Origin of the sequence: Pseudomonas sp. HTZ2 (assembly GCF_033173945.1) — a bacterium.
In the GTDB taxonomy this organism is placed as follows: domain Bacteria; phylum Pseudomonadota; class Gammaproteobacteria; order Pseudomonadales; family Pseudomonadaceae; genus Aquipseudomonas; species Aquipseudomonas guariconensis.
In genome coordinates, this window is the sequence record NZ_CP137332.1 from 3,009,603 (window position 1) to 3,035,413 (window position 25,811).

A 25,811-nucleotide genomic window follows, 5' to 3' on the forward strand; every position below is an offset into this window, starting at 1 on the left:
GGTAAATTGAAGAAGAACGTTCTTATCATTGGTGCAGGAGGTGTCGCCAAGGTGGTGGCCCACAAGTGCGCACAGCATAACGACGAGCTCGGTCGTATTGCGATTGCGTCACGGAACATCTCCAAATGCCAGGCCATCATCGACAGCGTCAAGGCCAAGGGTAGCCTCAAGGTACCCGCCGACATCCAGGCCTTCTCGCTCAATGCCCTCGATGTCGAGGCAACCAAGGCGCTGATCCGCGAGACAGAATCGCAGATCGTGATCAACGTCGGGTCCGCCTTCCTCAACATGTCGGTGCTGCGTGCCTGCATCGATACCGGCGCCGCCTACCTGGACACCGCGATCCACGAAGAGCCGGGCAAGATCTGCGAAACGCCGCCTTGGTACGGCAACTACGAGTGGAAACACCTCGAAGAGTGCCAAGCAAAGAACATCACCGCCATTCTCGGCGTCGGCTTCGACCCGGGTGTGGTGAACAGCTACGCCAAACTTGCGCAGCAACAGTATTTCGACCGCATTGACTCGATCGACATTCTCGACGTCAATGCCGGCTCCCATGGCAAGTACTTCGCCACCAACTTCGACCCGGAAATCAACTTCCGCGAATTCACAGGTCAAGTCTGGAGCTGGCAGAACAGCCAATGGACCAGCAACAAAATGTTCGAGGTCAAGCGCACCGACGACCTGCCGGTGGTGGGCTCGCAGAACCTCTACCTGACCGGCCACGATGAAGTCCACTCGCTGTCGAAGAACCTCGACGTGCCGAACATCCGCTTCTGGATGAGCTTCGGCGAGCATTACATCAATGTGTTCACCGTCCTGAAGAACCTGGGCCTGCTCTCCGAGCAGCCGGTCAAGACCGCCGAAGGCCTGGAAGTGGTGCCACTCAAAGTGGTCAAGGCCGTGCTGCCTGACCCGTCCTCGCTGGCTCCGGGCTACACCGGCAAGACCTGCATCGGTGACCTGGTCAAGGGCACCAAGGATGGCCAGCCGCGTGAAGTGTTCATCTACAACGTGGCCGACCACGAAGAGGCGTTCGCCGAGACCGACAGCCAGGGTATTTCCTATACCGCTGGTGTGCCGCCAGTGGCCGCGGCCCTGCTGGTCGCCCGTGGCGAATGGGATGCCAAGCGCATGGTCAACGTCGAGGAGCTGCCGGCCGAGCCGTTCCTCAAGGCGCTGGACGTGATGGGCCTGCCGACCCGCATCAAAGACGAAAAAGGCGATCGTCCTTGGGACGCTGAAGCCTAAGCAGCAAACAGAAGGGGCGCCAGATGGCGCCCCTTCTGCGTGTGGCCAGTGCCCACAGACGCCACACTGCGCACGGTGCTCCTTTTGAAGTCGCAACGCTCTCACAGGCTCGCCCGCTACTTGCGCGCCTCCAGGATCAGGTTGAACGGTGTCTGCGTCGCCCGCCGGAACCGCGTGAACCCCGCCTCCTCGAACACCGCCCGCAGCCGCGCCTCGCCGGCCTGGGCCCCCAGCCCCAACCCTACCTCCTGAGACAGCGAGTTGGGGGTGCAAATGAATGTCGAGGCCGCGTAGAACAACCGCCCCACCGGGTTCAGGTTGCCTTCCAGCGAATCCTCCGCATAGGGCTCGACCAGCATCACCGTGCCGTCGTCCTTGAGTGCGTGGTAGGCATGCCTGGCCGCACCGACCGGATCCCCCATGTCGTGCAGGCAATCGAAAAAGCACACCAGGTCATGATCATGCCCCGGATAGTCCTTGGCCGAGGCCTGGGCAAAGCTGACCTGCCCGGCTACGCCCGCCTCCTCGGCACGCGCAGTGGCGGTCGTGATCGAGGGCCCATGGTAGTCGTAGCCGATAAAGCGAGACGCGGGAAAAGCCTGGGCCATGACGATGGTCGAGGCGCCGTGGCCGCATCCCACATCGGCCACCTTGGCTCCGGCCTGCAGCTTGGCGGTCACCCCCTCCAGCGCCGGTAGCCACTCAGCCACCAGGAAGGTGCGGTAACCGGGCCTGAAGAAACGCTCGGTGCCGCTGAACATGCACGGATGATGGTCACCCCAAGGCAGCCCTCCATCGCCACGCATGGCGGCGATCAGCTTGTCTTTGTCATGAAACAGTGCCGCTACCACCGACGCGCCGCCGGCCATGTAGGCTGGCGACTCCTCGATGGCCAGGGCCAGAGCCTGCTCTTCGGGAAGACTGAACGTACCGTCGTGGTGAACCATGTAGCCGGCTGCTACCTGGGCGCTGAGCCATTCTCGCAGCAGCCGTGGATGACAGCCGGTTCGCTGAGCCAGCACCTCGGGGGTCACGGGTTGGCTATCGGCCATGGCCCGATACAGCCCCAGCTCATCGCCCAGGATCACGTTGGCCAGTGTCGCCGCCGCGCCCATGTCGCCCACCAGCTTGCCCATGAACTCGTGAAGTCTTGCCTCGTCCATGACCTGCCCTCCTCTGCAAGAAGGCCACCGTCGGCGACGTCCGGGCCGGGAGGCGGTGGTCGGATGGATGATTGCCGGGCCTGCGCGAAACAGGCCCGGGCTTTAAGTCTAGACGAGCATGGCAAGTGCCACCGCCGGCACCGAAGGCTTGGCCTTACTGCCTGGCACCGTCCAGTTTCTCCACCAATGCCTTGGCCAGCGCCTTGTCGGAGAACGGGTTCTGTCCGGTGATCAGCTCACGGTCGATGACCACATGGGGCGCCCAGGCCTTCGCGTAGCTCATGTCGCCGCCCGCCGCAGCCATGGCCTTGGCCGGGTAGAACTGCAGGCGTTGATCTTTGAGCGAACTTTCGAACACTTGTTCTTCCGGATCCGAGAAGATCGTCATGCGATAGCCCTGGTACACCCAGTCACTGGCGGCCGGCGTCTCGCCGCGTGCCAAGGCCGCGCGGTAGGCAACCGGGTCCTGCTGGGCCGACAGCAGGGTGATCGGGCCATGGCAGATCGCGGCGGTCGGTTTGCCTGCCTGATGGAAGTGGCGCAGCAATGCCCCGACGTCAGGGTTGTTGGCAAGATCGATCAGCGGCGCATGGCCACCGGGGATGAACAGGCCGGCGTAACGGTCCAGGTCACCCGCTAACACCTCCTTGACCGACAAGGTGTCGTCGATGCCCGGCAGATTCTGCACAACCTTGTGAATACGCTGCATCTCGGCCGCATCGCCACCGAAATACTGCGGGTCGACCGAACGCTCATCGACGCTCGGCGCATTGCCCTTGGGCGTCACCAGCACCAGCGTGTAGCCGGCCTTGAGCAGTTGGTCGGCCGGCACGCCGAACTCGTTGAGGTAATAGCCGGTCGGGTACGGTTTGCCGTCCTTGAGCTGCAGTTGATGCTCGCTCGACAGCAAGACCAGCACCTCGCCTTTGGACGCGGCAGTGGCCTGGCCGGCCAGCAATGCGCCAGCCACCGTGAGCGCCAGGGTGGAAATCTTGTTCATGGTCAGGTTCCTGTTCAGGCGAAGGGGACAATGTCGAGTGGGTGGGCAACGCGGACCTGGGTCGGTGCAGCCACCCAGTCAGCGGTGGCAGCGCGATAGGCCTGGTAATGAGCACTGTTGCGGTGTGCATCGATGGCCGCCGAGTCGACATACAGCTCGAACAGGTCGAAGGCCAGTTCGTCTGCTTCACGAACGAACAGGTCATAGCGCAGGTTGCCGGGCTCGGCGCGGGAGTGCTCCACCATCACCCGCAGGGCCTGTTCCACCGCGTCGCGGTGTTCGGGCTTGGGGAAAATAGTGGCGAAGATGCTGATAGGCATGACTGGACTCCAAGGTCGGTATCGGTCAGTGAGGCCATGCTATCGACTGCGCTATGATTCGATAATTCTAAAGATCTAATTTCAGCGATCCAAAATATGAATATCGTAAACAAGGACCTGAACCTGCTGCTGGTCTTCCAGATGCTCTATCAGGAACGTAACGCGTCCCTGGCCGCCGAGCGCATGGCGCTCAGCCAGCCGGCGCTGAGCCACAAGCTGAACAAGCTGCGCCATCAATTCGGCGACCCGCTGTTCGTCCGGGCGCCTCGCGGGCTGACACCGACACCTCGCGCCCATGAGCTGGCGCCTCAGGTTCAGCACTTGGTGGAGCAGCTGGAGCTGTTCTACGAACGTTGCGACGGCGCGGACATGCTCACCCGCCCTGCCCGCCTGCACCTGTATAGCACCGACTATCTGGAGCAAACCCTGCTGCCCCGTCTGCTGCCGATACTGCGCAGCCAGGCCCCCAACCTGGTGCTGGTCACCCACAACACCCGTGGCCAGTTGCCGCGCGAAGCCCTGGAGAAAGGCACGTGCGACTTGGCCATCGCCGGATTCTTCACCGACCTGCCGGACACCTTCCACCAGCAGCGTCTGCTCGGCGAAGAGTTGGTGGTGCTGGCCGCAAGGAGCAACCCACACCTGACCGACGGCCTGGACCTGGAGGCGTTTCTGGCCTGCGAGCATGTGCTGACCACCCTCACCGGTGACCTCGATGGGCTAGTGGACCGCGCGCTGCGCGCCCAAGGCCATCGACGACGTGTGATTGCGGGGTTGTCGAGCTTTCTTGCCCCAGCCCGCCTGGTCAGTGGCACCGACCTGCTGCTCACCTGCCTGCGTTCGCTGGCCGAAGATGCGGCGGCACGGGACCCGGAGCTTGCGGTATACCCGCTGCCCCTGGCGCTACCGAGGGTCGAATTGATGCAGATCTGGCACGAGCGCACGCACGCCGATCCATTGCGCAGGTGGTTTCGCCAAAAAGTCTGGGAGGTGGCCAATCACGTGGAGTAGAAGCCGCCGGGAGGCGCAAGGCCACCCGGGGCATCGTGCACACTACGGCGCTGCGATTTCGGTCTGCCCTGCGTGGCTCGACGGCGGCGCCAACTGGAGCAACTCGTTGGTGTAGGCCCACTCCTGTTCGAGCTTGTCAGGATGATCGTTCAGGCGAATCCCGTAGGACGGAATGATCTGCCGGAACTTCTCCTGCCAGGGCGCAGAGGCAGCCTTGTCCTTGAACACCTTGTGCAGCAGGTCGAGCATGATCGGCGGCGCGGTCGAGGCCCCCGGCGATGCGCCCAGCAAGCCAGCGATGCTGCCGTCCTTGGCCATCACCACTTCGGTGCCGAGCTTGAGGACCCCGCCCAGCTCCGGGTCCTTCTTGATGATCTGCACCCGCTGCCCCGCCTGCCACAGGCGCCAGTCCTCTTTCTTGGCGTGGGGGAAGTAGGTCTGCAGCGCCTCGAAGCGGTCATCGTCGGATTGCATCAATTGCCCGATCAGGTACTGCACCAGGTCGAATTCACGTACCCCGACGCGCACCATGGGCCAGGTGTTGTGCACGGACATGCTGGCGAACAGGTCCAGCAGCGAGCCCTCTTTTAGAAAACGCGTGGAGAAGGTGGCGAATGGGCCGAACAGGATCATGCGCTTGCCATCGAGCACGCGGGTATCCAGATGGGGTACCGACATGGGCGGCGCGCCGGTCGCGGCGATGCCGTAGGCCTTGGCCATGTGCCGCTGGGCGATGGCCGGGTTGTCGGTCACCAGGAACGAGCCGCCCACCGGGAAGCCCGCATAGTCCTTGGCTTCAGGGATGCCCGACTTTTGCAGCAGCGGCAAGGCGGCGCCGCCGGCGCCGATGAACAGGAACTTGGCGTCGGTGGCGGACGTGGTACCGTCCTTGAGGTTCTTGTATTCGACGTGCCAGGAGCCGTCATCGTTGCGGGTGATGTCCTGGACTTCGCTCGAGAGCTTCAGGTCGAAGTTCGGTCGGCCTTGCAGGTAGCCCACGTACTGGCGGGTGATCTCACCAAAATTGACGTCGGTGCCGATGGGGGTCCAGGTCACCGCGAGCTTCTGCGCGGGGTCACGGCCCTCCATCATCAACGGCACCCACTGCTTGATCTGTTCCGGTTCCTCCGAATACTGCATGGGCTTGAACAGGGGGCTGGCCTGCAGGGCCTCGTAGCGTTTTTTCAGAAACCGAATGTTGTCGTCACCCCACACGAAACTCATGTGCGGTGTGGTGTTGATGAACGAATGCGGGTCCTTGAGCACGCCCTGCTTGACCTGCCAGGCGAGGAACTGCCGGGTGATCTGGAACGACTCGTTGATCTCGATGGCCTTGGCGATGTCGATCTTGCCGTTCTTCTCCGGTGTGTAGTTGAGCTCCGCCAGGGCCGAGTGCCCGGTGCCTGCGTTGTTCCAGCCGTTGGAGCTTTCCTCGGCGACTTTGTCCAGGCGTTCGACCATTTCCATCGACCAACCCGGCTCTAGCTCATTCAGCCAGACCGCCAGGGTCGAACTCATGATCCCGCCCCCGACCAGCAGTACGTCGACCCGTTTGGTCTCGGCGGCCTGGGCACTGAGCATGCCGCACGTGAGGCCTACCAAGGCCCATCGCAACGTCTTCGTGGTGTTCATGTTTCCTCCTGCGAGACGTGATGCCTCGTTGTGTACTCCCTGTCGTGCGCAAGGCTCGTGCGGCGTATCTGTCTGCCGCCCCTGCGCCTGATCGGCCTCGCAAGCGAAGTCAGCCCTCTAGATAGTTAGCGCAACTTTCCCCAAGCCACCAGTTGGATTCATTCAGCCTGTCAAATGAATCTGAACATCCGGCCCTGGGGGTCGTCGGAAGTTTCACTGCTGTGACGGTTTGCATGGAGGTAGGAACGATGGCGAGCACCGTAGGCGATTTTCTGGTTGAGCGCTTGAGCCAATGGGGCGTGAAGCGGGTATTCGGCTATCCGGGCGATGGCATCAATGGCGTGTTCGGTGCACTGCGTCGGGCCGGTACGATCGAATTCGTGCAGTGCCGCCATGAAGAAATGGCGGCATTCATGGCCAGCGCCCATGCCAAGTTCACAGGTGAGCTTGGCGTGTGCATCGCAACGTCCGGGCCTGGCGCTTCGCACTTGCTGACAGGCCTGTATGACGCCCGCCTGGACCACATGCCGGTGTTGGCCATCGTCGGCCAGCAGGCCCGCACCGCGCTGGGTGGGCATTACCAGCAGGAGCTGGACCTGGTCTCGATGTTCAAGGACGTGGCCGGTGCATTCGTCCAGCAGGCCACGGCCCCGGCCCAAGTGCGCCATTTGCTGGATCGCGCCGTACGCACGGCGCTGGGCGAACGCCGGGTCACCGCATTGGTGCTGCCCAACGATCTGCAGGAAATGCCCTACGAGTCGCCTGCACGGGCCCATGGCACCTTGCATTCGGGCACAGGCTTCAACCCACCGAGGATCGTGCCCCACCCCGACGCATTGCAGCAGGCTGCGCAGATACTCAACGCCGGCAAGAAAGTCGCGATCCTGGTGGGGGCCGGCGCGCTGCAGGCCCGTGAGCAGGTGAGCGCAATCGCCGAAAAGCTCGGTGCAGGCGTCGCCAAGGCCCTGCTGGGCAAGGCCGTATTGCCCGATGACCTGCCTTGGGTCACCGGTTGCATCGGTCTGTTGGGTACCGAACCCAGCCTGAAGCTGATGAACGAATGCGACACGCTGCTGATAATCGGTTCAGGCTTCCCCTACGCCGAGTTCCTACCAGAGGAAGGTCAGGCCCGCGGCGTACAGATCGACATCGCTGCCGACATGCTCGGCCTGCGCTATCCCATGGAAGTGAACTTGATGGGCGATGCCGCACAGACGCTGGACGCCCTGCTACCGCTGATCGAGCATAAGACCCGCCGCAGTTGGCGAACCAAGGTCGAAGGTTGGCGCAAGGCGTGGGACAAGAAGCTGACGCAACGCGCCCTGAGCAAGGCTGCGCCGATCAATCCGCAGCGGGTCGTCCATGAACTCTCGCCTCGCCTGCCGGACGCCGCCCTCATCACGTGCGACTCGGGCTCCTGCGCCAACTGGTTCGCCCGCGACCTGCGGATCCGCACGGGTATGGAATGTTCGTTGTCCGGGGGCTTGGCCTCGATGGGCGCGGCAGTGCCCTACGCCATCGCAGCCAAGTTCGCTCACCCCGAGCGCTGCGTGGTGGCCCTGGTAGGCGACGGTGCCATGCAGATGAACAACATGGCCGAACTGATCACCGTGGCCAAGTACTGGCGACAATGGGGCAACGGACGTTGGATTTGCGCGGTGTTCAACAATCAGGATCTCAACCAGGTCACCTGGGAGCAGCGGGTGATGGAGGGAGACCCCAAGTTTGCCGCCAGCCAGGACATTCCTGACGTGCCCTACCACCTGTTCGCCCTCTCGATCGGTCTGAAGGGCCTGTATGTCGAACGCGAGCAGGACGTGGCCGACACCTGGGAGCAGGCCTTGGCCAGCGAGGTGCCCGTGGTCATCGATTTTCGTACCGACCCCGATGTCCCGCCGCTGCCGCCGCACATCACCCTGGAGCAGGCGAAGAAGTTCGCCGGCGCCCTGCTGCAAGGCGACCCGGACCAAGCCGGCATCCTGCGCCAAACCGCGCGCCAGCTGATCAGCGGGCTATTGCCAGGGCACGGCAAAGCATGATGCCGCTAACCTTTGAGCGCCGCCTCGATCCCGGCGATGTCGATCTTGCCCATCTGCATCATGGCGTCGAATGCGCGCTTGGCGGCGGCCCGGTCTGGGTTGTCCATGGCCTCGAGCAGCACCCGGGGCGAGATCTGCCACGAGATGCCCCACTTGTCCTTGCACCAGCCGCAGACGCTTTCCTGGCCGCCGTTGCCGACGATGGCCTGCCACAGACGGTCGGTCTCGGCCTGATCCTCCGTGCAGATCTGGAACGAAAATGCCTCGCTGTGCTTGAACGCGGTCCCCCCGTTCAGGCCGACGCAGGGAATACCGGCCACGGTGAACTCGACAGTGATGACATCGCCGGCCCTGCCCGACGGGTAGTCGCCCGGTGCGTGATGCACTGCCCCTACTGCGCTGTCGGGGAAGGTCTTGGCGTAAAAAGTCGCCGCCTCCAGGGCATCGTCGTCGAACCAGAGGCAGATGGTGTTTTTGCTGGGCATTGGAGCCTCCACGATCACATCGCAAAGGTTAGAGTCTAGACCTTCACCCCTGGCAGGCGATGGCCTGGGCCAGCGCTTCGTCGGTTGCAGACGCTTGCGGATGGGCCAGGCGATAGTCGCGCAGTCAGAGCGTGGTTCACGGTGGTTTCCTACATAATTGAAACGGTATTTGGCCTAGTCTCGAGCGCTTGGCGCTGCTTCACCAGCATCGGCTGCACAACGAGCCGGCGCAGCACAACTCAAGGTAGCCGCGCTTGTCGAAGCTTCTTTTTTCACGAGATAGACGACACACCATGCATTTCGACCTGATCCAAAGTCTCAACCTGGCCGGCAGGGCCGATGTTCCCAATGACGACCGTATTGGCTGTGCAAGCCGTCATGCTTGGGTCATCGACGGCGCAACCGATCTGGGCCCGCCTGGTCTGCTGGGTGAACAAGGGGGCGCGGCCTGGTTGGCAGCGGCAGCGCAGGCTGCCTTTGTCAGCGCAAGCGGGCCGTTGCAGAGCCTGTGCGAACAGGTGTTCGCTACCGTGGCCGCAGCCTACGAACGAGACCGCCGACGTGAGCCGGTCGCCGGCTGGGAGCTGCCCCGCGCGGCCTTTGCGGCGGTGGCGCTGGAAGATGACGAAGTAGTCTGCGCCCATCTGGCGGACTGCGTCGTACTTCACCGCAGCGAGCACGGCATTGCCTTCCTGACACCTGAGCCGGACCGCGAAACCGAGCGCGCCGAGGCGCTCGCCCTGGGCCCTGGCACCGGCGCCCATGGCGTGCGCACACCTGCCGTGCAGGCAGATCGGCGCATCGCCCGGGAGCGTCCCAAGGCCGTGCTCAGCGTCGATGCCGAAGTGGCCAGGGCTGGTACCGTATACACCCGCGCACCGGTAAGGCGCGGCGACGACCTGGTGCTGATGAGCGATGGTTTCGCGGCCCTGTTCGATACCTACCGGGCCTGCACGCCCCACACCTTCATGACCCAGCTGCGCGAGCAGGGCCTGGCAGAACTTGCGCTGCGACTACGGCAGATCGAGCGCGACGATGCCGCCTGCGTTCGTTATCCACGGTTCAAGATGAGCGACGACGCATCGGCGCTCTGGTTGCGGGTGGGCTGAAGAAGAAAAACGCCGGGCCGATGCGGTTCCGATGCCAAGACGACCCTTCGCTATGCCTTAGGCTGGGTGCGATCGACCAGGCGGATGCTGTCACGCCCGCCTCGCTTGGATTCGTAGAGTGCAACGTCACCCTGTTCGATCAGTGCCGCCAGGCTGGCAGGCGCCCGATCGAACAGGTTGACGCCGATGCTGAGGGTGACCGCCGCAGGCGTAGGGAACGTCTGCGCGGTCATCCGATGGAACTGCTCGCGCAAAGCGCTCCCCAACCCTTCGACTTTTTCACGGGTCGCGTTACCCAGCAGGATGACGAACTCATCGCCGCCCAACCGGGCGGCCAAGCCACTGGCGGGGGTCGAGGCGCGAATCATCTCGCCCAATGCAACCAGCAGGCGATCACCGGCAGTATGGCCATGCAGGTCGTTGACCATCTTGAAGTTGTCGATGTCGATCAGCAAAAGCGCACCGGGGCGGTCCGTTGCCACGTCATCCAGCAGACGCGGGGCGCGTGCCTCCAAGGCGCGCCGGTTATACAGGGCGGTCAAGGGATCGCGCGCCGCCAGCCGGGCGATCTGCCGTTCGCGTCGGTGGCGCTCGGTGCCAGTCATGGACAAGGCGATGAGCATGATCGCCATCGTGCCCTCGACCAGCGACACCTGGATGATCGCGCCACGCAAGGCCGCCAGATCGATCAGCGTCCCAGGCACCAACGGCGGAATCATCTTGGCCAGGTAGAAGATGCCGTGGGCCAGCAGCACATAACGCAGCTGCACCGCCCCCACGCGCAACGACTTGCCATGGGGCCGCAGCAGCACGCAGGCCCACAGGGTGGGCAAGGCCACCAGCAGCGAGTTGGCCAGCAACATCACCTTCGACCACTGCGGGCTTTCAGGCAGCAGCAACAGCATCAGCCAGACAACCGGCAACAGGTACCAGCCACGGGAAAGCCGCATCTCGGTAAACCGCGCCACACCCACGAGAAAGAACCAATGCGCCAACACCAGCAAGCCATTGGCGAACCACACCCCGACGAGCATCAGCCCACTGACGCGCAACAATGCCAAGGTCGACCCCACACTGATGGTGGCGAACCCAGCGGCCCAGAACAGCAGCGAGGTGGCACGCACGGTGCGCCACTCGACCGCCAGGTACAAAGCAGCCGCAGCCGCGAGGGCAATGCTGATGGTCAACATCGTGAGGGGGTCTAGAGCCATGAGCGGACAGGCCTGAGCGATCGTATTGAAGGGCGTGGATTGTAAGCGTTCGGATGCACTTTTAGCAGGTCGCTACCGACTGGAGGGTCTTTTCAAAAGCGCCTCGCGGGCGGCGAAACATCAACATGTCAGTCGCCGATCCGGTGGGCTCACGCCGTCGAGAGATAGCTGACCAATTGCCGACCATGAGAACTCAGGCACTCCCAGTCACGAAAACAGATACGCAGCTCCAGGGTGGCCCAGCGCTCCTCCAGCATCACCCTGCGAACCGCCAGCTCCTGCTCGGCGCGCACAGCGGCGGTTTCCGGCAGCATGGCGATACCCGCGCGCTGGGCCACCAATTGAGCGATGGCCTCGAAGCTCGGCGCACGCACACGCACCTTCAACGGCATGGCCAGATTCATCGCCAGCTCCTCGACGAAGCGCTGCATCGCCCGCTCTGCCGGCAGACACACAAACGGGTAACCCAGGGCATCAACCAAGCGCAATTGTTCGCGCCCGGCCAAGGGATGATCCACTGGTACCAGCATTACCAGGCGCTCGTTGCGAAACGGCAGCGAGACGATGCCTTCGTCGATCAGGTTGCCGTCATACACCCCTAACTCGCATTCACCGGCCAGCACCACGCGCAATACATCGATGCTCTTGTGCTCGACCAGTTGCAGGTCGACCTCAGGGTAGTCGGCCAGAAACGGTCCGAGCACCGCCGGCAACAGCGTGCTGTTGCTGACGGTGGAAGCCGCCAGGTGCAGCGTGATGCGCCGCTGCCCTGCCAACTCCTTCAAGGTGTCCTGCAGCTTTTGCGCCTCCCCCAGCACACCACGGGCCGCCTCCAGTACCAGCCGGCCAGCGGGGGTCAGTTGCATGCCATCAGCCTTGCGAACGAACAGGGCAAAGCCACAGCGAGACTCGAACAGGCGCAGGCGGGTGCTGGCGGCGGACACCGCCACCGGAATGGTCGCCGCCGCCTTGCTCAGGCTGCCGGTAACGGCAATGGCGGCAAACAGGCGCAGATCGGGCAAGTCGAAGTGCATCCTTGTGCGTTCTCCAAAAGCGAAAGCCATGTTCGAGAAAAAGCGATTCTAGCCACAACCCGTTCTGTACAGAATAAGTCCTGCCTTCAATTGCCTGGACTTTGCCATGACGCGTTTGCACCTTCGCCTTCAGACTGCGATCCACAACGGCGGTGGATATGCCGTGCTGGCGGCCTTGGGATTCAGCTTCAAGGCCATCTTCGTCAAGCTGGCCTATGCCGCAGGTCCGGTGGACGCCATCACCCTGTTGGCCATGCGCATGGGGTTGGCACTGCCGCTGTTCGCCTGGCTGACCTGGCTCAGCCGTGGCCAGTCCGCTGCGAAGCTGGGGCTTGGGGACGGCCTGCGCGTGGCCGGGCTCGGGTTGCTGGGCTACTACCTGGCGAGCCTGTTCGACTTCTATGGTCTGCAGTACATCAGCGCCGGCCTCGAGCGGCTGATCCTGTTCACTTATCCCACGCTCGTGCTGGTGTTCCAGGCCATCGCCCTGCGCGAGCGCCCTACCCTGCGGACCCTGACGGCCATGGGCCTGTGTTACCTGGGCCTGGGCATCGCCTTCGTACACGATGTCAGTGTGGCCGGGGTCGGCGAGCAAGTGGTGCTGGGATCGTTGTGGGTGGTGGCCAGTGCGGTGAGCTACGCGCTCTATTACTCGGGTACGGGCATCATGCTCAAGCGCATGAGCTCGATGCGTCTGGCTGGGCTCTGCGGCATCGCCTCGTCATTGATGGTGCTGGCGCACTACCTGCTGGTGGCGGACATCGGCCAGCTGTGGCAGCAGCCACTGGCGATCTGGATACATGCGGGGCTGATGGCGGTGTTTTCCACGGTGTTGCCGATCTACTGGGTGGCCCTGGCGATCCAGCGCCTGGGCCCCACCCATACCGCAGCGGTGGGCAATCTGGGTCCGGTGCTGACGATGCTCGCGTCGTGGGCGATCCTCAGCGAGCAGATCTCGGGGTATCAGTTGGCGGGTCTGGCGCTGGTGTTGTACGGCGTGACACGCCTGAAGCCTGCGAAGAAACAGCAAGCTTCGACGCAGCCCAAGCAAGCCGAAGCGTAGGGGCATCTGCTCACGCAGGCAAGGCGCCAGGCCAACCGGCGCCTTGCTTGTATCGATCAGTCCTCGAGCGGCTTTGGCGGTGCCGCCGGTTTTGCCGGCTTGGCAGGCTTGCTGTCCTTGCCCTTGGACTTGGGCTCAGCAGGCGCGGAAGCCGCCACCGGCTCCGGCGCGCTCACAGCCTTCTCGCTGGCAGGTAGTTCGTCCACGGCCTTGATGATCACCTGCGGATCGATCTTCTCGCCGCTGTCGTCGTCCTTGAGCACATGCCGCTCGCCATCCTTGCCCACCAGGATCACCTTGGTGCCCTTGCTGGCGCCGAGCTTGAGTTCGCGAATCAACGCCATGGTGGTCTGCTGTTCGAGGTTCTTGTCCTCGCGCTTGCCCATCATGTTGGCAACGCTGTACAGCACCAGGCTGCGCTCTTTGAAGGCGGCTTGGGTAGCGGGGTCCTGGAGTGCCTCGTTCAACCCGCGCAAGGTCGGGTCGGCGCTGCTGGGTGCGATGATGACCAAGGGCCTTGCCTTGCCCAGTTCTTTGGCCAGCGGAGCATCGCTGTCCGCAGCGAACACAGGGCTTGCGAGGGCAAGCAGAGTGGCGAGGGTCAGTGACCGGACGAGCATGCGCATCTCCTTATTTCTCGATAACTCAAAGACTACAGATCATTGAGAAAGATCCGACGTGCGAGCCTAAACCACCTGACAAGTCAGGTGATAAGGCGAAAGGTAACTGGCCATTACCAGCAGCGCGTCGAACCAGGCTTGCGACCTCTGCAGAAACCGCGGGCCCCCGAACTGAGCATAGTCCAAAGCCCTCCAGCCAGCGCGGCACCTGCAGGCAATACTTGCATCAACGGACATCGATGCCAGCACCGGCCGGGGCCGTCCCCAGCACCCGGTTGGTCAATACACGCATCTCGTATCGCTCATCAGCTTTTTGCAGCTTCTGGATTTGTTTCATCTGGTCTTCGATGTTTTCCACCTGTTGCAGAACTTGGGCCGATAAGGCCTGCGCCTGGGTGTCGCCCTGCGTCAACGCATCCCGCTGCGCCGTCAATTGCTCAAGCTGTCGGTGATGCCGTGCGTTGCCTTGGTCGAAGTGTCCTGGGTTTTCCGCCAACAGATGCTCACGCCAGAAATCCTGATCCACCATCCAGCTGGCCAGCGCTTCATGCTGTTCTGCGGCGCGAACCTGTGTACGGATCCGGTCGACCCGGGCCGGATCCAGATGGGCATACTCGGGAAACGCCATTTCGCCCGCCTCGATGGGTAAATCGAGTGATCCACGCAATGCCAGCTGATAGCCCAGCATTACCTCGACCTCATCTAGGGGGGTGCCGGCTTCAGCCTGGGCACGTAGGAAGCTCAAGATATGATCCTGGACCTGCGCCAGGCGCCACAGGCGCCGTCCGAGCCTAAGCAATGCCTGCGTCGTAGCGCCCTGCTCGGTGCCGGCCTGGGCCTTGGCCTGGACCGCCAACATCCGCACCTCCAGATTGTGAAACCGCAACGCCACACTGTCCTGGCAAGTCAGGTCATCGTCAGCATGGGTAAACAACTCTGTAAGCAAATCAGTCTGCTCGTGCATGTTTTTCAGCATGGTCAGCACACGCTGGGCCAATACCTGCGGTTGTTTCTGGAAATCCGCGGTATCGAGCAACCTGCGCAGAAGAGTCATGAGCCCAGCCGAGCCCTCGACCGCCTCGATCGAGTGCCACAGTTCGAGCAGCCGGTCCCGGTCAGCGCTCGCAACGGCATTGCTCCAGGCTATGGCATGGGTATTGGCTCCCCTGACGGACTGGAACGCCACGCGCAAGGCCTGTACATCGTCCTCGGCCAGCGGATTGCCCATCAACAGCACGCGATGCCTGAGCCATAAGGGGGCCTGATGGAACATCGGCGGTATCCGGGTGATTCGATTGTCGCTCAGGTCCGCATAGTCCAGCTCCGTGCACTCTAGCAATCCCGGAGGCAGCACATCGATGAAAGTGTTGCGCAGCAGCAGTCGCCTGAGCCTGGAAAATCCGCTGACGGAAAACACCAGCCCCAGAGGGTTGTGCGAAAGATTGATGTATTCCAGGCGGGAGCAGCGAGTCAGCTCAGAGGCTTGGCTGTCATCCAGGGCGATTTGGTTGTCGTACAGGTTCAGTTCACGCAGGCGCGGCAGTCGATGCAGGCGTGCCGGCAGTCGAGACAGTCGGTTGCCGCTGACCCGCAGCGTCCGGAGGTTGGGAAACGCCTGCAGGAAACCGTCCGGCACATGCGCCAAGTCCATATCCAGAATCGCCAGCTCAGAAACATGGGAGAAGCTGCGGGTAGGCAGAGGAGGCAAGAATCCTGGCCTCAGGCCGTTAAGTTCCAAGCGATAGTCGATCGCCAACGAATTGAGCTGCGAAGGCTCGTCGGTGACTCGCTGCCAGCACGCCAGCAATTGCCCCGTGACCCGCCTGCGGTCTGACCTTTCCAACAGCGCAGTGGTGGCTGTGAGCCAAGTATTGAGCGATTGTTCCAGGGTCTTGAGTTCGTGACGAAGCTGACGCAGTTCCTGCGCCATGTCCCTGCCGGTACGCTGCATTTTCACTTGCCAGGCACTGACCTGGGCGTCGGAGTAAGTGGGATAGATCCGCCGCAGTTCCGCCTGGATCATCCAGGGCCCTCCTCGGCTCCGGCTGCTACCGGACAGGCGCCCACTCAAGGGATAACCGAGCCGGCCATCGTCCTGGCGCAGCGGGGCCAGCCAGCGGTCCTTGCCTTGCCCTTTGTTCAACAGCTCCCCGACCTCGCTGGGGCGTTCGATCGCCTGGCGCGCCAGCAGCACGCGCAGGTTGTGGGCAAAGGGATCGGCAATGCCCATGGCCGCTTGCTGGCCTTGATAGGCGGTGGCCATCGCGTCGAACAACTCATGTGGCTCACTTAACAGGTTCGTTTTGGGATCGACGACCAGGAACTTACCCTCGACGTGTATCAGATCGCAGGCGGTGGCCCCCTGCTCGCTCGCAACGAGCAAGAGGCCGCTCGCACTGCCCTCGAACAAACGCCAGCGGATACCCGTGGCAGCACTGGGCAAATAGCGCAGCATGCCGATGGCGACCCGGGCCACATCAGCGTTTTGCGGCGTGTCCAGGTGCAGCGCTTCATACACGCGTGTCACACGCATGTTTTGTACATACGCTCTGGACGATTCCGCCAATTGCAGCGGCACCCGTCCACTGTCGAGTAAGCGTTGCCGGTCCGTAGTCGTCGCCGCGTCCACCAACCCCTGCGCAGCACGCCAATGCAGACTGGGAAACACCCGACGCAACATCGTGCTGGCGAGGTTCTCGCCGTTGGGCATGTGTTCGTAGAGATCCTGCAGCAACTCGCGCCGAGCCTTCCATGCCACCTCGGCCAATGCCTGGTCAGGCAGCCCGCCAGCTCCGGGAAGACGTTGGGCGCCTTGCAATGCGAAGGCATCCTCCACCTGTTTGCCCGAGCGCAAGCGCTCGACCATGTCGCGGATGCGCAAGTCCAGGTGGGCACGGACCGTGCTGTCCAGCAACCCGGAAGCCGGCGCGCGACCATACACGTGCAACCCCCGCAGATCATCCGCCTTTAGCCCGTGGAAACTAAGGACCAGATCGATCCGCTCGTCATCCAGCTCGCGAAAGTGCCCTCCCAATCGACGGAACAAGTAATGGACGTCTTCCCACTGGGCCGGCTGCTCGAACCACAACCGCCAGGCACCCGCACCGTTGTGTCTCAACAACGGCCCATGCCCAGCCTGCGGCAGCAGTTGCCATTGCCCGTCCTGGGTTCGCTGACGCACGCGGTAGTAGTGTCCGTCCATCTCGATCCAGGCCTGCTCCCCCAACCGGAAGACCCCGGCTGTATCGCTCGTCGCGCCAGACGGTGGCACGTCACTGCGAAAGGCTTTGACGTCCGCAGCCCACAGCTTTGCCGAACCGTCTTCCAGATAGGCCGGCAGCAGGTTGTCCATGATGCTCGAGCGCGCCGAGAGGGCCTCTACCCCAGCGACCGCCGCGGTGGTGGCGCCGGCCACCGACACCGCGGTAACGACATTGAGCAGGTGCTTGCATGCCTGGCGGGTGTGGTTGTCTTGCCAGGCCTCGATGCCGTGGTAGACCTCTGTGAGCGTATCCCAGGCGCTGACGGCCAAAAGCACCTCGCCAAGCACCGGCACAAACAGGCCTGCGGCGGACAACAATGCCTGGCCATCGGCAGCGAGGCGCTCGTCGTATTCGCGCTGCAGGGTGCGGTCCAGTTCTTCAACCGGCGCCACGAGCACCTTCGCGTCATCTTTTATCTGCTCGATACGCGCATGGGCCAGGCGTTGAAAAAACGGCGTGCCATAGGGCACGAGGCTTTCATCCAGGCTGATGTTGGCCCAGATGACCAAGTCTTTGTACGCGGGGATCACGATTGAATAGAACGCATGACTGTCGCGTCTGCGCACGAAGCGGCGAAAGAATGTCTGGTACGCCTGGCTGCGTAGGCGCCTACCCAGTTCGTTGGCGAGCTTGCGAAGGCTGGAGAACGCGCTCCAGGCCCCGTTTGGATCGCCAGGCACATAGAGCAGCAACCTTCCGTCGTTGTGCGACTCATCGATGACTACGATCTGCTGCAGGTCGCGGTCCAGCAGACGCAGACGTTGCGCTGTCACGGTCGAAGCCTTGTTTTGCGCGACCTGTTTCGCGCAGAGTTCGGCAATCGTCTCGAGCTCACGCTCGCTCAGTCCAGCGCGGTCACGGGCCTGGTAGGCATCAAACAGCATGGCATGGCGGCTCCAGTCAGCCAGCAAGCATGGGACGGTCCATGCCGGTTTGTCGTCTGTCACAGGTCCGCTCAAAACCTCGGCCAGATGCGCTTGGTACGCGCTGCCAAGATCGAGTTCACGACACAGCTTGGCAAACTCGGTTGCAGACGGCGCCTTGATCCTGCCCTGCCTGGCGCTGGTCAAGCGATTGCCGCGCGGTTGCCCGCCCGCTACAGCTTCCTCAGCGGTGAAGTTGCGTACTGCCACCTCCAGAAGCGAACGCTGGTCGTACTGCTGCTTGGTCAGGTGGACGCCAACGGGCTGGGCATTGATCACAGGCTCCGGGTACCCGCCGATAAAGCTCCACTGATGAAGATTGAACTGAGCCGAATAGCGCGCTCGCAATGCAGCCTGCAGCTTGGATTTGATAAAGCCGTCCAGCGCCTCGATCCGCCCCAGCACGTGTTTGAGATGCGAACGCAGCACCACGCTTTCGTCCATCGCATCTGCAAACCGAGCCCGTTGCTGCGGCGTCGCCGACTTCATCCACAGCGGCAGGCGTTCGGCGATGAAGCCATCCTGATAGGCACGCTCCGCTGCCAGCTGCGTTGCTTCGTTCACTTGCGGTTCATTGCGCTCGCCGCCCATGTCCATCTCCTGGTTGACTGGAGCGACGAGGCTAGGCGCCTGGCTTGGCGAAGGAACGCTAGATAGCTACCACCTCAAAACAACTGCAGTTGCCGACCGGTCAATGTGCCGAAGTCATCACCGACGAAAGGCAGGATCGCGTCGGCCACTGGCTGCAACTGACGCGACAGGTAATGATCGTGATCGATCGGAGACTGCTGGTTTTCCAACGGCTCGGGACCGGCCGTGGTGATGACGTAGCTGATCCAGCCGCCGTTCTGGTACTGCTGCGCTCGCCCCAGGCGGCTGTTGTACTCATCGGCCAAGCGCGCGGCGCGCACATGCGGGGGCACGTTGCGTTGGTAGTCGGCCAGAGGACGCCTCAGGCGCTTGCGATAGACCAACAAGTCATCCTGCTCACCGGCCAAAGTGCGTCGCACGAAATCGCACACATAATCCCGATAGGGCTGGCCGCGGAAAATACGTCCATACAGCTCCTGCTGGAACTGCCGGGCCAGCGGTGACCAGTCGGTGCGCACCGACTCCAGCCCCTTGTAGACCATCTCCTCCTGGCCCTCGGCGCGGCGGACCAGGCCGGCGTAGCGCTTCTTGCTGCCCTCGTCGGTACCGCGGATGGTCGGCATGAGAAAGCGTCGATAGTGGGTTTCGAACTGCAGCTCCAAGGCGCTGTCCAGGCCCATGGTTGTCTCAAGGTGCTGGCGCCACCACTGGTTGACCTCGTTTACCAGCTCACGGCCGATACGCGCGGCGGCCTCTTCGCTGTGCGCCCCTTTGAGCCAGACGAATGTAGAGTCGGTGTCGCCATAGATCACATCGAAGCCACGGGCTTCGATCAGCGCCCGGGTCTGACGCATGATCTGATGACCGCGCATGGTGATCGACGATGCCAACCGGGGGTCGAAGAACCGGCAGCCACTGGAACCCAGCACACCATAGAAGGCGTTCATGATGATCTTCAGTGCTTGGGACAACGGCGCATTGCCTGCGCGCTTGGCCGCCTCCCTGCCCTGCCAGACCCGCTCGACGATCGCCGGCAGGCTGTGCCGGGTACGGGAGAACCGGGCCCCGCGAAATCCCTCCACCGAATGCGCATCGTCCGGCTGGGCCAGGCCTTCGACCAGCCCCACCGGATCGATCAGGAAGGTACGAATGATCGAGGGATACAGACTCTTGTAATCGAGCACCAGCACCGAGTCGTACAACCCAGGGCGCGAATCCATGACAAAGCCGCCGGGGCTGGCTTCGTCCGGGCGGCTGCCCAGGTTCGGCGCGACATACCCCAGCCGGTGCATGGGCGGGATGTACAAATGACAGAACGCTGCCACCGAACCACCGCTGCGATCGACCGGCAGGCCCGTGACTGTGGCGCGTTCCAGGAGAAACTCCAGCAGACGGGTATGGGCGAAAATGCGCGTGACCAGTTCGCAGTCCTTGAGGTTGTAGCGCGCCAGCGCAGGCTTGTCCTCGGCGAACATGCGGTTGATTTCGTCCATGCGCTGGTAGGGCGAGTCGATGGCCTTGCCCTCGCCCAGCAGGGTCTGGGCGACACTCTCGAGACTGAACGACGGAAAGCTCCAGGTGGCCGAGCGCAGTGATTCGATGCCGTCGATCAACAGCCGGCCTGGGGCATCGGCGAACACGTGGTTGCGGCTGCCATGGGCGCGCAAAGTCAGCGGCGCACCGTTGCGTCCCAGGGTCAGTGGCACCTGCAGACGCGCGGCATGCTCATGCAGCAGGCGTAGGTCGAATTGCACCAGGCTCCAGCCGATGATCGCGTCCGGGTCATGGCGTGCGAACCACTGGTTGAGGCGCTCAAGCAACTGGGCGCGGTCCTCGCAGTATTCGAGGTCGAAATCCACTTCGCCGGTATCGCCGTTGGCCGGCCCCAGCATATAGACCTGCCGCTGGCCGCAGCCTTCCAGGGCGATACTGTAGAGTTCGCCGCGCTCGCTGGTCTCGATGTCCAACGACACCAGGCGCAACGCAGGGCGGTAGTCAGGGTTGGGTTTGAGATGGGCATCGCAGATCACGCCCTGGGCATCGGCTTGACCGCTGAACAGCACCGGCGCGGTGATGAAACGCTCCATCAGGTAGCGCTCCGGTGGGCGGATGTCAGCCTCGAAAACCTCGATGCCGGCGCTGCGCAGGCGCTGCTCAAGTTGCATCAATTGACGGTGCTGCCGGCAATACAGGCCCAATACCGGATGCTGTTCGAAGTCGCGCAAGCCAAGCGGGCGCAGCTCGACCCCTTGCTCGTTCTCCAGCAACAGCCGCGCGTGCTCGCCTTGCCCGGCTGCGATGAACGCCACCGACACCTGCGGCGCCAGACGCAACTGCCGTGGGCCCTGGTCGGTGGCCAGCCAGAACTCCACGCAGGTGCCCTCGGGCGTGTCATGCCAATGGCGGGTGAGGACAAAGCCCTGCTGCAACTGCACCGCGTCGACCTCGATCATGTTCGTTGGCAAAGCGTCATTCTACCGCGCCGGGACGGGAGCGACTGTCTTGATTGCATGGGGCCATTCAATCCAGGGCGCGCCCGATCCGTGCGCTGGGCTTGTCATCAGCCGTAGAGGTAATCGATGTCCTTGTGAGCCAGTGGCGGCACCTGGCTGAGCAAGTAGTCCCGCAGGCGCTGCATGTGGCGCGCCTTGGGGCTGGACTTGAGCCACGTCATGTAATAGCCATCACCCGTGGCCACCGCGTGCTTGAACGGCGTCACCAGACGGCCCGCGGCCAGGTCGGCGCTGACCAGCACCAGGTCGACCACCGAGATGCCCAGGCCCTGCTGGGCCGCCGAAATACCTTGGTCGAGAGTGTCGAAAACCTGCCCCTGGTCGATGCTGATGTCCTGGGCGTCCATCCGCGCCAGCCAGCGCCGCCAGTCGCGCCGATCCGGCGAGGGGTGCAACAGGTCGCAATGCTGCAGCGCAGATAGCCCCGGCTCAGCGCCTTGAAGATACTCAGGATGGCACACCGGGATCAGCCACTCGTCGAACAGTTTCAGGCTCTCGACATCCGCGGCGAAGCGTCCATTGCCCAACAGGATGGCGCAGTCGTAGGGCTCGGAATAGAAGTCCACCGTGTCGATGTCCATCCAGACGCTCGACAACTGCACAGTGCAGCTATTGTCGATTTTCTTGAAGCCATCCAGCGCCTTGAGCAACCAGCGCACAGTGAGCGTCGAAGGCGCCTTCAGACGAAGGCCGTAGCGGTCCTGACGCAGTAAGGCGCAGGCGTTTTCGATGATCTTGAAACCCACCTTGAGCTCCTGGGCCAGCAACCGGCCGTGCTCGGTCAGGCGCAGCTTGGGTCCGCGCCGCTCGAACAGGTCGCAGCCGAACATGGCCTCTAGGGTCTTGACGTGATGGCTTACCGCTCCCTGGGTCAAGGCCAACTCCTGGGCTGCTCGGGTGAAGGAGCCGTAGCGCGAGGCCACTTCGAAGGCGCGTAAGGCGTGGAGTGCTTGAATCCGTTCTGACATGGTCCTGCCCAAAGCATGAGTGAGACTAATAGTAGGTCATAGTTCCACACGTTTTACAACGTCGGAGGGTTCTCAGAAAATGCTGTTAAATCACAAATTTACAATGGAAACCGCATACATCTTGCTTAGATGTCACTGAATCTCTGGGGACACCATGTTTACGGGTTATGGAAATTGCTATCGCCTGGATGCGCTAGAGCTGGCCGCTGAACATATCCAAAAATGCCAACATTGGGCGTATCAAACCCTCGCACAGTTTCGTACCTTGCTCGGCCATCCCGACTTTCCCTGCCTGTTCGGCCGCAAGGCGGTCGCCGCCGGCACCTGCCATCTGGTCTTCGCGCGCGCGACGCAACTGGCGACAGACATTGCCCGAGGGCTCGCCGATTACGTGAGCATCCTCGAACCCATCCCGCTCAGGCAGCGCATCGGCAACCCCTTGCTGGTGTTTCTCGAAACCGAGCCAGACAGCACGCTGGCCGAACAGCAGGCGCTGGCCTGGTCGGTGCTGCAACAAGTCCATGAACTGGACCCGCAACCCTGGCCTCGGACGCTACCCACAGACCCTCATGACAGCGGCTGGTCGTTCTGCTTCGCTGGCATGGCGCTATTCATCAACATGAATTTCCCGGCCCACCGGCAGATGAAAAGCCGCAACTTGGGCGCGCACATCGCCTTCGTCATCAACCCGCGGGAGAGCTTCGACGAGGTCGCCAGCGCCGCCACCGAAAGCGGCCGTCGCATCCGTGCACGCATTCGCGAGCGGGTACGCCATTACAACGATGGCGTCGTACCCGATACCCTGGGCTTCTTCGGCCAGGAGGACAATTTCGAATGGCGCCAGTATCAACTCCAGGAACCGGGCTCGCTCAACCCTTCGCGCTGCCCATTCCATGCGCATGCAACACCTGAAACCCTGATCGAGAACTGACCGTGAACACCGCACTCACCGCCACCTATGCCCTCACCGTGCTGCTGCTGATCGCCACCCCTGGCCCAGTGGTGGCACTGATCGTCAATACCGCGGCTACCTCAGGCTCGCGCAAGGCGCTGTCGACCGCCATCGGCACCAATTGGGCTTCGCTTGTCCTGATCGCCGCCGCTGCCTGGATCATCATGACCAGCGCTGCGGTCGACAAGACCTGGCTCAGCGGCATGAGCCTGCTGGGCTGCCTGTTCATCGCCTACATCGCCATCACTACCCTTCGGGAAGCGCTGCAAGCGCCAGCCCTCGACGTGCCAGCGCAGGCCCCTGAACAGCCTGGACGCGGCGGGCTGCTCCAGGGGTTCATGGTGGGCATCTCCAACCCCAAGGACATCATCTTTTTCATTTCCTTCTTCCCGCAGTTCATCCAGATCACCGAATCGTTCGGCAAGAGCATGGTGGTGCTGTCGCTATTGTGGATTGCCATCGATTTCGCCGTGCTCAGCCTGTACATATTCGCCATCGGCAAGATCGCCTCGCAACGCAGCAACCGCATCATCACACTTGCCTCGGGCATTGCCCTGTTGCTGATTGCCCTTGCCGGACTGGCCTACAACATCAAGGAGCTGGCCGGCTGAACCGCGCCACCCTCGACCTCGCGTGCCAAAGGAGCGCCCATGAGACCGATCGACCATGACACGAACGTCCAGGGCAGCCCTCTTCCCCTGCAGCAGGACTATCAGCGCTTCCTGCTACTGGGCAGCCGTCGCGCACCGCACACCCTTTACATGCATGAACGAGGCTATCGCTCCGGCACCATCAACACCGACAGCCATGGCATGCGCTACAGCCATTGTGCCGACAGACGCTGCTCGGTGACCGAGCACAGCGGCGTCAAGCGGGTCAATCTGCTGGTAGGTGGTTCGACCACCCTGGGGATCGGCGCCAGCTCCGACAAACACACGATCGCCTCCTACCTGTCGGCGCTGACCGGCGAGGTCTGGCTGAGCCTGGCCGGCTGCGGCCTCAATGCCACTCAGGAACTGCTGATGTTCCTGACCCACCAACATCGCTTCACAGAGGTCGGCCACGTAGTCGTACTCAGCGGCCTGAACACCTTGGCACACGAGGCGTTGGGCGAAGTGCTGGCGGGCGATCACGAACAAGGGCACGCCCTGGCTTACCAGGACCTGCTCAACAGCTTCAACGAAGGCGTGCACACCGCCCATCCACCACCCGGCGAGTCGCTCTGGCGCCGCCTGGGCCAAGCCCTGGCGCCTCGCAGACAATCGCCGGCCCCCGCCTGGAAGCTGTCGCCCCCCGACAAACGCCTGGCACGCGCCGCCGACACCATCGGCCGCAGCCTGCAGCAGTGGGACCGCCTGCTGGGCGGTGGCTATGCCACCCTCACCTTCATCCTTCAGCCCCTGTTGCCCTGGTGCCGGGAGGCCATTCCACAGGGCGAGCAGCTCATGCTGCAGCACCTGCAACGCCAGCCGACGAACTTCGACCGCCTGCTGGCCGACGTCTTCGACAGCCAGTTGCACACGGACTTCTTTCGACGCATCAAGCAACAGGCCGCGCAGGTGCCCTGCTATGACATGAACTGCATGCTCAGCAGTTGCGCGATGTTCGACCAACCGTTGTTCGTCGACCGCCTGCATTTCAACGACTTGGGCAACAGTGCACTGGCCAAGGTGATCACCGCCAAGCTCGGGCTGGCCCAGGAAAAGCACGCCAATTATCGACCACCGCCCGTCAGGCTAGTCTGACAAAACAGGATTGGCCTTTCGGCAGGCAGCGTTGGGTGGCTAGAATACGGCGTCGTCGCTCTTGATTCGCTTGAGGTACATGCGTAACTGCCATGATGATCGAAGCCGTCCTGCCGTATCTGGCCCACCCTGGCCAGTCCGCCTGCGAGGCCTACCTGTGAACCGCGCCTTCTTCTGGTCGCCGTTGTTCATGGCCGTGCTGGCGCTCGACGCCCAAGCGCTGGAAGTACAGATCGACCCCCATGCCGATCTGCTCTACCGCCAGGCCCTGCCCCTCTTGGAGCAGGCCGACCTCCAGGACGACAGCCCCAGCCCACTGCGCACCTCGATTGGCAGCGACCCGGAACTCAGCCGCCAAGGCCAGGCCCTGGCGCGAACCCTACCCACCGCCGTGGCCTTGCTGAAAAAATCGGTGGCACTCAACCATCCGGTCGCCCAGTACCGCCTGGCGCTGTACTACATGACCTACCTGCCGACGGCGCAAATTCCGGATGCGGCCTGCCCGCTGCTCGAAGCCAGCCTGCAACAAGGATTCGCGCCACCCGCCCCGGCGATCGCGACCTGGTGCCCGCCTTACAACGCAAGCCCCGCCTACCGTCAGGCGCTGGAAGCGATCCCCAGCATGGCCACCCGTTATGCCGCCTATTACCCTCAGCCTGCGATACGGCTGGCCTGCAACCGCAGTCAACCCCAAGGCCTGGAAATGCAGTGGGGGCGCCAGCGGGACTACCAGGCGGAGGTGTATCGTCTGCTCGGCGACCTCGATCCTCAACAACGCCAGACCTTGCTGCAAAAGGCAGTGGACATCAATGGCTGCGCCGCAGCCCAACGACACCTGACCAGCAAACGCTAGACTCGCTTAGCAAGGGGCAGGCAGCAAGAATGTTCAAGCCATGCCCCATCCGCTCTGGCATGCTG

The 25,811-nt window shown here is 62.8% G+C and carries 20 protein-coding genes; 9 read left to right on the forward strand and 11 right to left on the reverse strand.

Features of this window, described 5'->3' with window-relative positions; translation table 11 throughout:
* Positions 1 to 6: 6 nt before the first annotated feature.
* Entirely contained in the window at positions 7 to 1,251 is a 1,245-nt protein-coding gene (locus tag R6G97_RS13955; RefSeq protein WP_043206871.1) for a saccharopine dehydrogenase family protein, read from the forward strand.
* 116 nt (positions 1,252 to 1,367) lie between these two features.
* Here the strand turns inward: R6G97_RS13955 and R6G97_RS13960 are convergent, their stop codons facing one another.
* The 3 genes from R6G97_RS13960 to R6G97_RS13970 form a co-directional block, all read right to left on the reverse strand.
* Positions 1,368 to 2,414, reverse strand: coding sequence for a class I SAM-dependent methyltransferase (locus R6G97_RS13960; protein ID WP_090344841.1), 1,047 nt, complete (start codon positions 2,412 to 2,414; stop codon positions 1,368 to 1,370).
* Positions 2,415 to 2,568: 154 nt separating this feature from the next.
* Positions 2,569 to 3,414 carry a type 1 glutamine amidotransferase domain-containing protein gene (locus tag R6G97_RS13965; protein ID WP_317847110.1) on the reverse strand — a complete coding sequence of 282 codons (846 nt, stop codon included), beginning with the start codon at positions 3,412 to 3,414 and terminating at the stop codon, positions 2,569 to 2,571.
* A gap of 14 nt (positions 3,415 to 3,428) precedes the next feature.
* Complete coding sequence (locus R6G97_RS13970; protein ID WP_090344839.1) at positions 3,429 to 3,734, reverse strand: putative quinol monooxygenase; 306 nt, start codon at positions 3,732 to 3,734, stop codon at positions 3,429 to 3,431.
* 96 nt (positions 3,735 to 3,830) lie between these two features.
* Here R6G97_RS13970 and R6G97_RS13975 point away from each other — a divergent pair, with 96 nt between their 5' ends.
* Positions 3,831 to 4,745, forward strand: coding sequence for a LysR family transcriptional regulator (locus R6G97_RS13975; protein WP_274093251.1), 915 nt, complete (start codon positions 3,831 to 3,833; stop codon positions 4,743 to 4,745).
* Positions 4,746 to 4,787: 42 nt separating this feature from the next.
* Here the strand turns inward: R6G97_RS13975 and mqo are convergent, their stop codons facing one another.
* Complete coding sequence (gene mqo, locus R6G97_RS13980; RefSeq protein WP_317847111.1) at positions 4,788 to 6,377, reverse strand: malate dehydrogenase (quinone); 1,590 nt, start codon at positions 6,375 to 6,377, stop codon at positions 4,788 to 4,790.
* 248 nt (positions 6,378 to 6,625) lie between these two features.
* Here mqo and R6G97_RS13985 point away from each other — a divergent pair, with 248 nt between their 5' ends.
* The gene (locus R6G97_RS13985) at positions 6,626 to 8,416 is read left to right on the forward strand and encodes a thiamine pyrophosphate-requiring protein (RefSeq protein WP_317847112.1); all 1,791 of its coding nucleotides are present in this window, start codon (positions 6,626 to 6,628) and stop codon (positions 8,414 to 8,416) included.
* A 5-nt stretch (positions 8,417 to 8,421) separates the two neighbouring features.
* Here R6G97_RS13985 and R6G97_RS13990 read toward each other — a convergent pair whose 3' ends face one another.
* Entirely contained in the window at positions 8,422 to 8,901 is a 480-nt protein-coding gene (locus R6G97_RS13990; protein ID WP_043206885.1) for a VOC family protein, read from the reverse strand.
* 293 nt (positions 8,902 to 9,194) lie between these two features.
* Here R6G97_RS13990 and R6G97_RS13995 point away from each other — a divergent pair, with 293 nt between their 5' ends.
* The gene (locus tag R6G97_RS13995) at positions 9,195 to 10,010 is read left to right on the forward strand and encodes a protein phosphatase 2C domain-containing protein (RefSeq protein WP_102081553.1); all 816 of its coding nucleotides are present in this window, start codon (positions 9,195 to 9,197) and stop codon (positions 10,008 to 10,010) included.
* Between the two features lie 50 nt (positions 10,011 to 10,060).
* On the opposite strand, the gene R6G97_RS14000 is transcribed toward R6G97_RS13995, so the two are convergent.
* Entirely contained in the window at positions 10,061 to 11,221 is a 1,161-nt protein-coding gene (locus tag R6G97_RS14000) for a GGDEF domain-containing protein (protein ID WP_090344828.1), read from the reverse strand.
* A gap of 149 nt (positions 11,222 to 11,370) precedes the next feature.
* Entirely contained in the window at positions 11,371 to 12,255 is an 885-nt protein-coding gene (locus tag R6G97_RS14005; protein ID WP_317847113.1) for a LysR substrate-binding domain-containing protein, read from the reverse strand.
* A 106-nt stretch (positions 12,256 to 12,361) separates the two neighbouring features.
* Between R6G97_RS14005 and R6G97_RS14010 the strand changes: the two genes are divergently transcribed.
* Complete coding sequence (locus R6G97_RS14010) at positions 12,362 to 13,318, forward strand: DMT family transporter (protein ID WP_090344823.1); 957 nt, start codon at positions 12,362 to 12,364, stop codon at positions 13,316 to 13,318.
* A gap of 56 nt (positions 13,319 to 13,374) precedes the next feature.
* Here the strand turns inward: R6G97_RS14010 and R6G97_RS14015 are convergent, their stop codons facing one another.
* From R6G97_RS14015 to R6G97_RS14030, 4 genes are all read right to left on the reverse strand, one after another.
* Positions 13,375 to 13,938: a DUF4174 domain-containing protein gene (locus R6G97_RS14015; protein WP_043206895.1), complete on the reverse strand. Its 564-nt coding sequence runs from the start codon at positions 13,936 to 13,938 to the stop codon at positions 13,375 to 13,377.
* Positions 13,939 to 14,164: 226 nt separating this feature from the next.
* Positions 14,165 to 18,688, reverse strand: coding sequence for an NEL-type E3 ubiquitin ligase domain-containing protein (locus R6G97_RS14020; protein ID WP_317847114.1), 4,524 nt, complete (start codon positions 18,686 to 18,688; stop codon positions 14,165 to 14,167).
* A gap of 101 nt (positions 18,689 to 18,789) precedes the next feature.
* Positions 18,790 to 21,150, reverse strand: a complete 2,361-nt coding sequence (locus R6G97_RS14025) for a DNA polymerase II (RefSeq protein ID WP_317848155.1) — start codon at positions 21,148 to 21,150, stop codon at positions 18,790 to 18,792.
* A gap of 125 nt (positions 21,151 to 21,275) precedes the next feature.
* Positions 21,276 to 22,196 (reverse strand): LysR substrate-binding domain-containing protein, encoded by a 921-nt coding sequence (locus tag R6G97_RS14030; RefSeq protein ID WP_070571588.1) that lies wholly within the window; start codon positions 22,194 to 22,196, stop codon positions 21,276 to 21,278.
* A gap of 154 nt (positions 22,197 to 22,350) precedes the next feature.
* Here R6G97_RS14030 and R6G97_RS14035 point away from each other — a divergent pair, with 154 nt between their 5' ends.
* From R6G97_RS14035 to R6G97_RS14050, 4 genes are all read left to right on the forward strand, one after another.
* A complete protein-coding gene (locus R6G97_RS14035) occupies positions 22,351 to 23,127 on the forward strand; it encodes a YqcI/YcgG family protein (RefSeq protein ID WP_043206900.1) in 777 nt (258 codons plus the stop codon).
* Between the two features lie 2 nt (positions 23,128 to 23,129).
* The gene (locus R6G97_RS14040) at positions 23,130 to 23,759 is read left to right on the forward strand and encodes a LysE family translocator (protein ID WP_043206902.1); all 630 of its coding nucleotides are present in this window, start codon (positions 23,130 to 23,132) and stop codon (positions 23,757 to 23,759) included.
* A 39-nt stretch (positions 23,760 to 23,798) separates the two neighbouring features.
* The gene (locus R6G97_RS14045) at positions 23,799 to 24,893 is read left to right on the forward strand and encodes a hypothetical protein (protein WP_090344819.1); all 1,095 of its coding nucleotides are present in this window, start codon (positions 23,799 to 23,801) and stop codon (positions 24,891 to 24,893) included.
* A gap of 190 nt (positions 24,894 to 25,083) precedes the next feature.
* Positions 25,084 to 25,746, forward strand: coding sequence for a hypothetical protein (locus tag R6G97_RS14050; RefSeq protein ID WP_043207070.1), 663 nt, complete (start codon positions 25,084 to 25,086; stop codon positions 25,744 to 25,746).
* Positions 25,747 to 25,811: the final 65 nt, after the last annotated feature.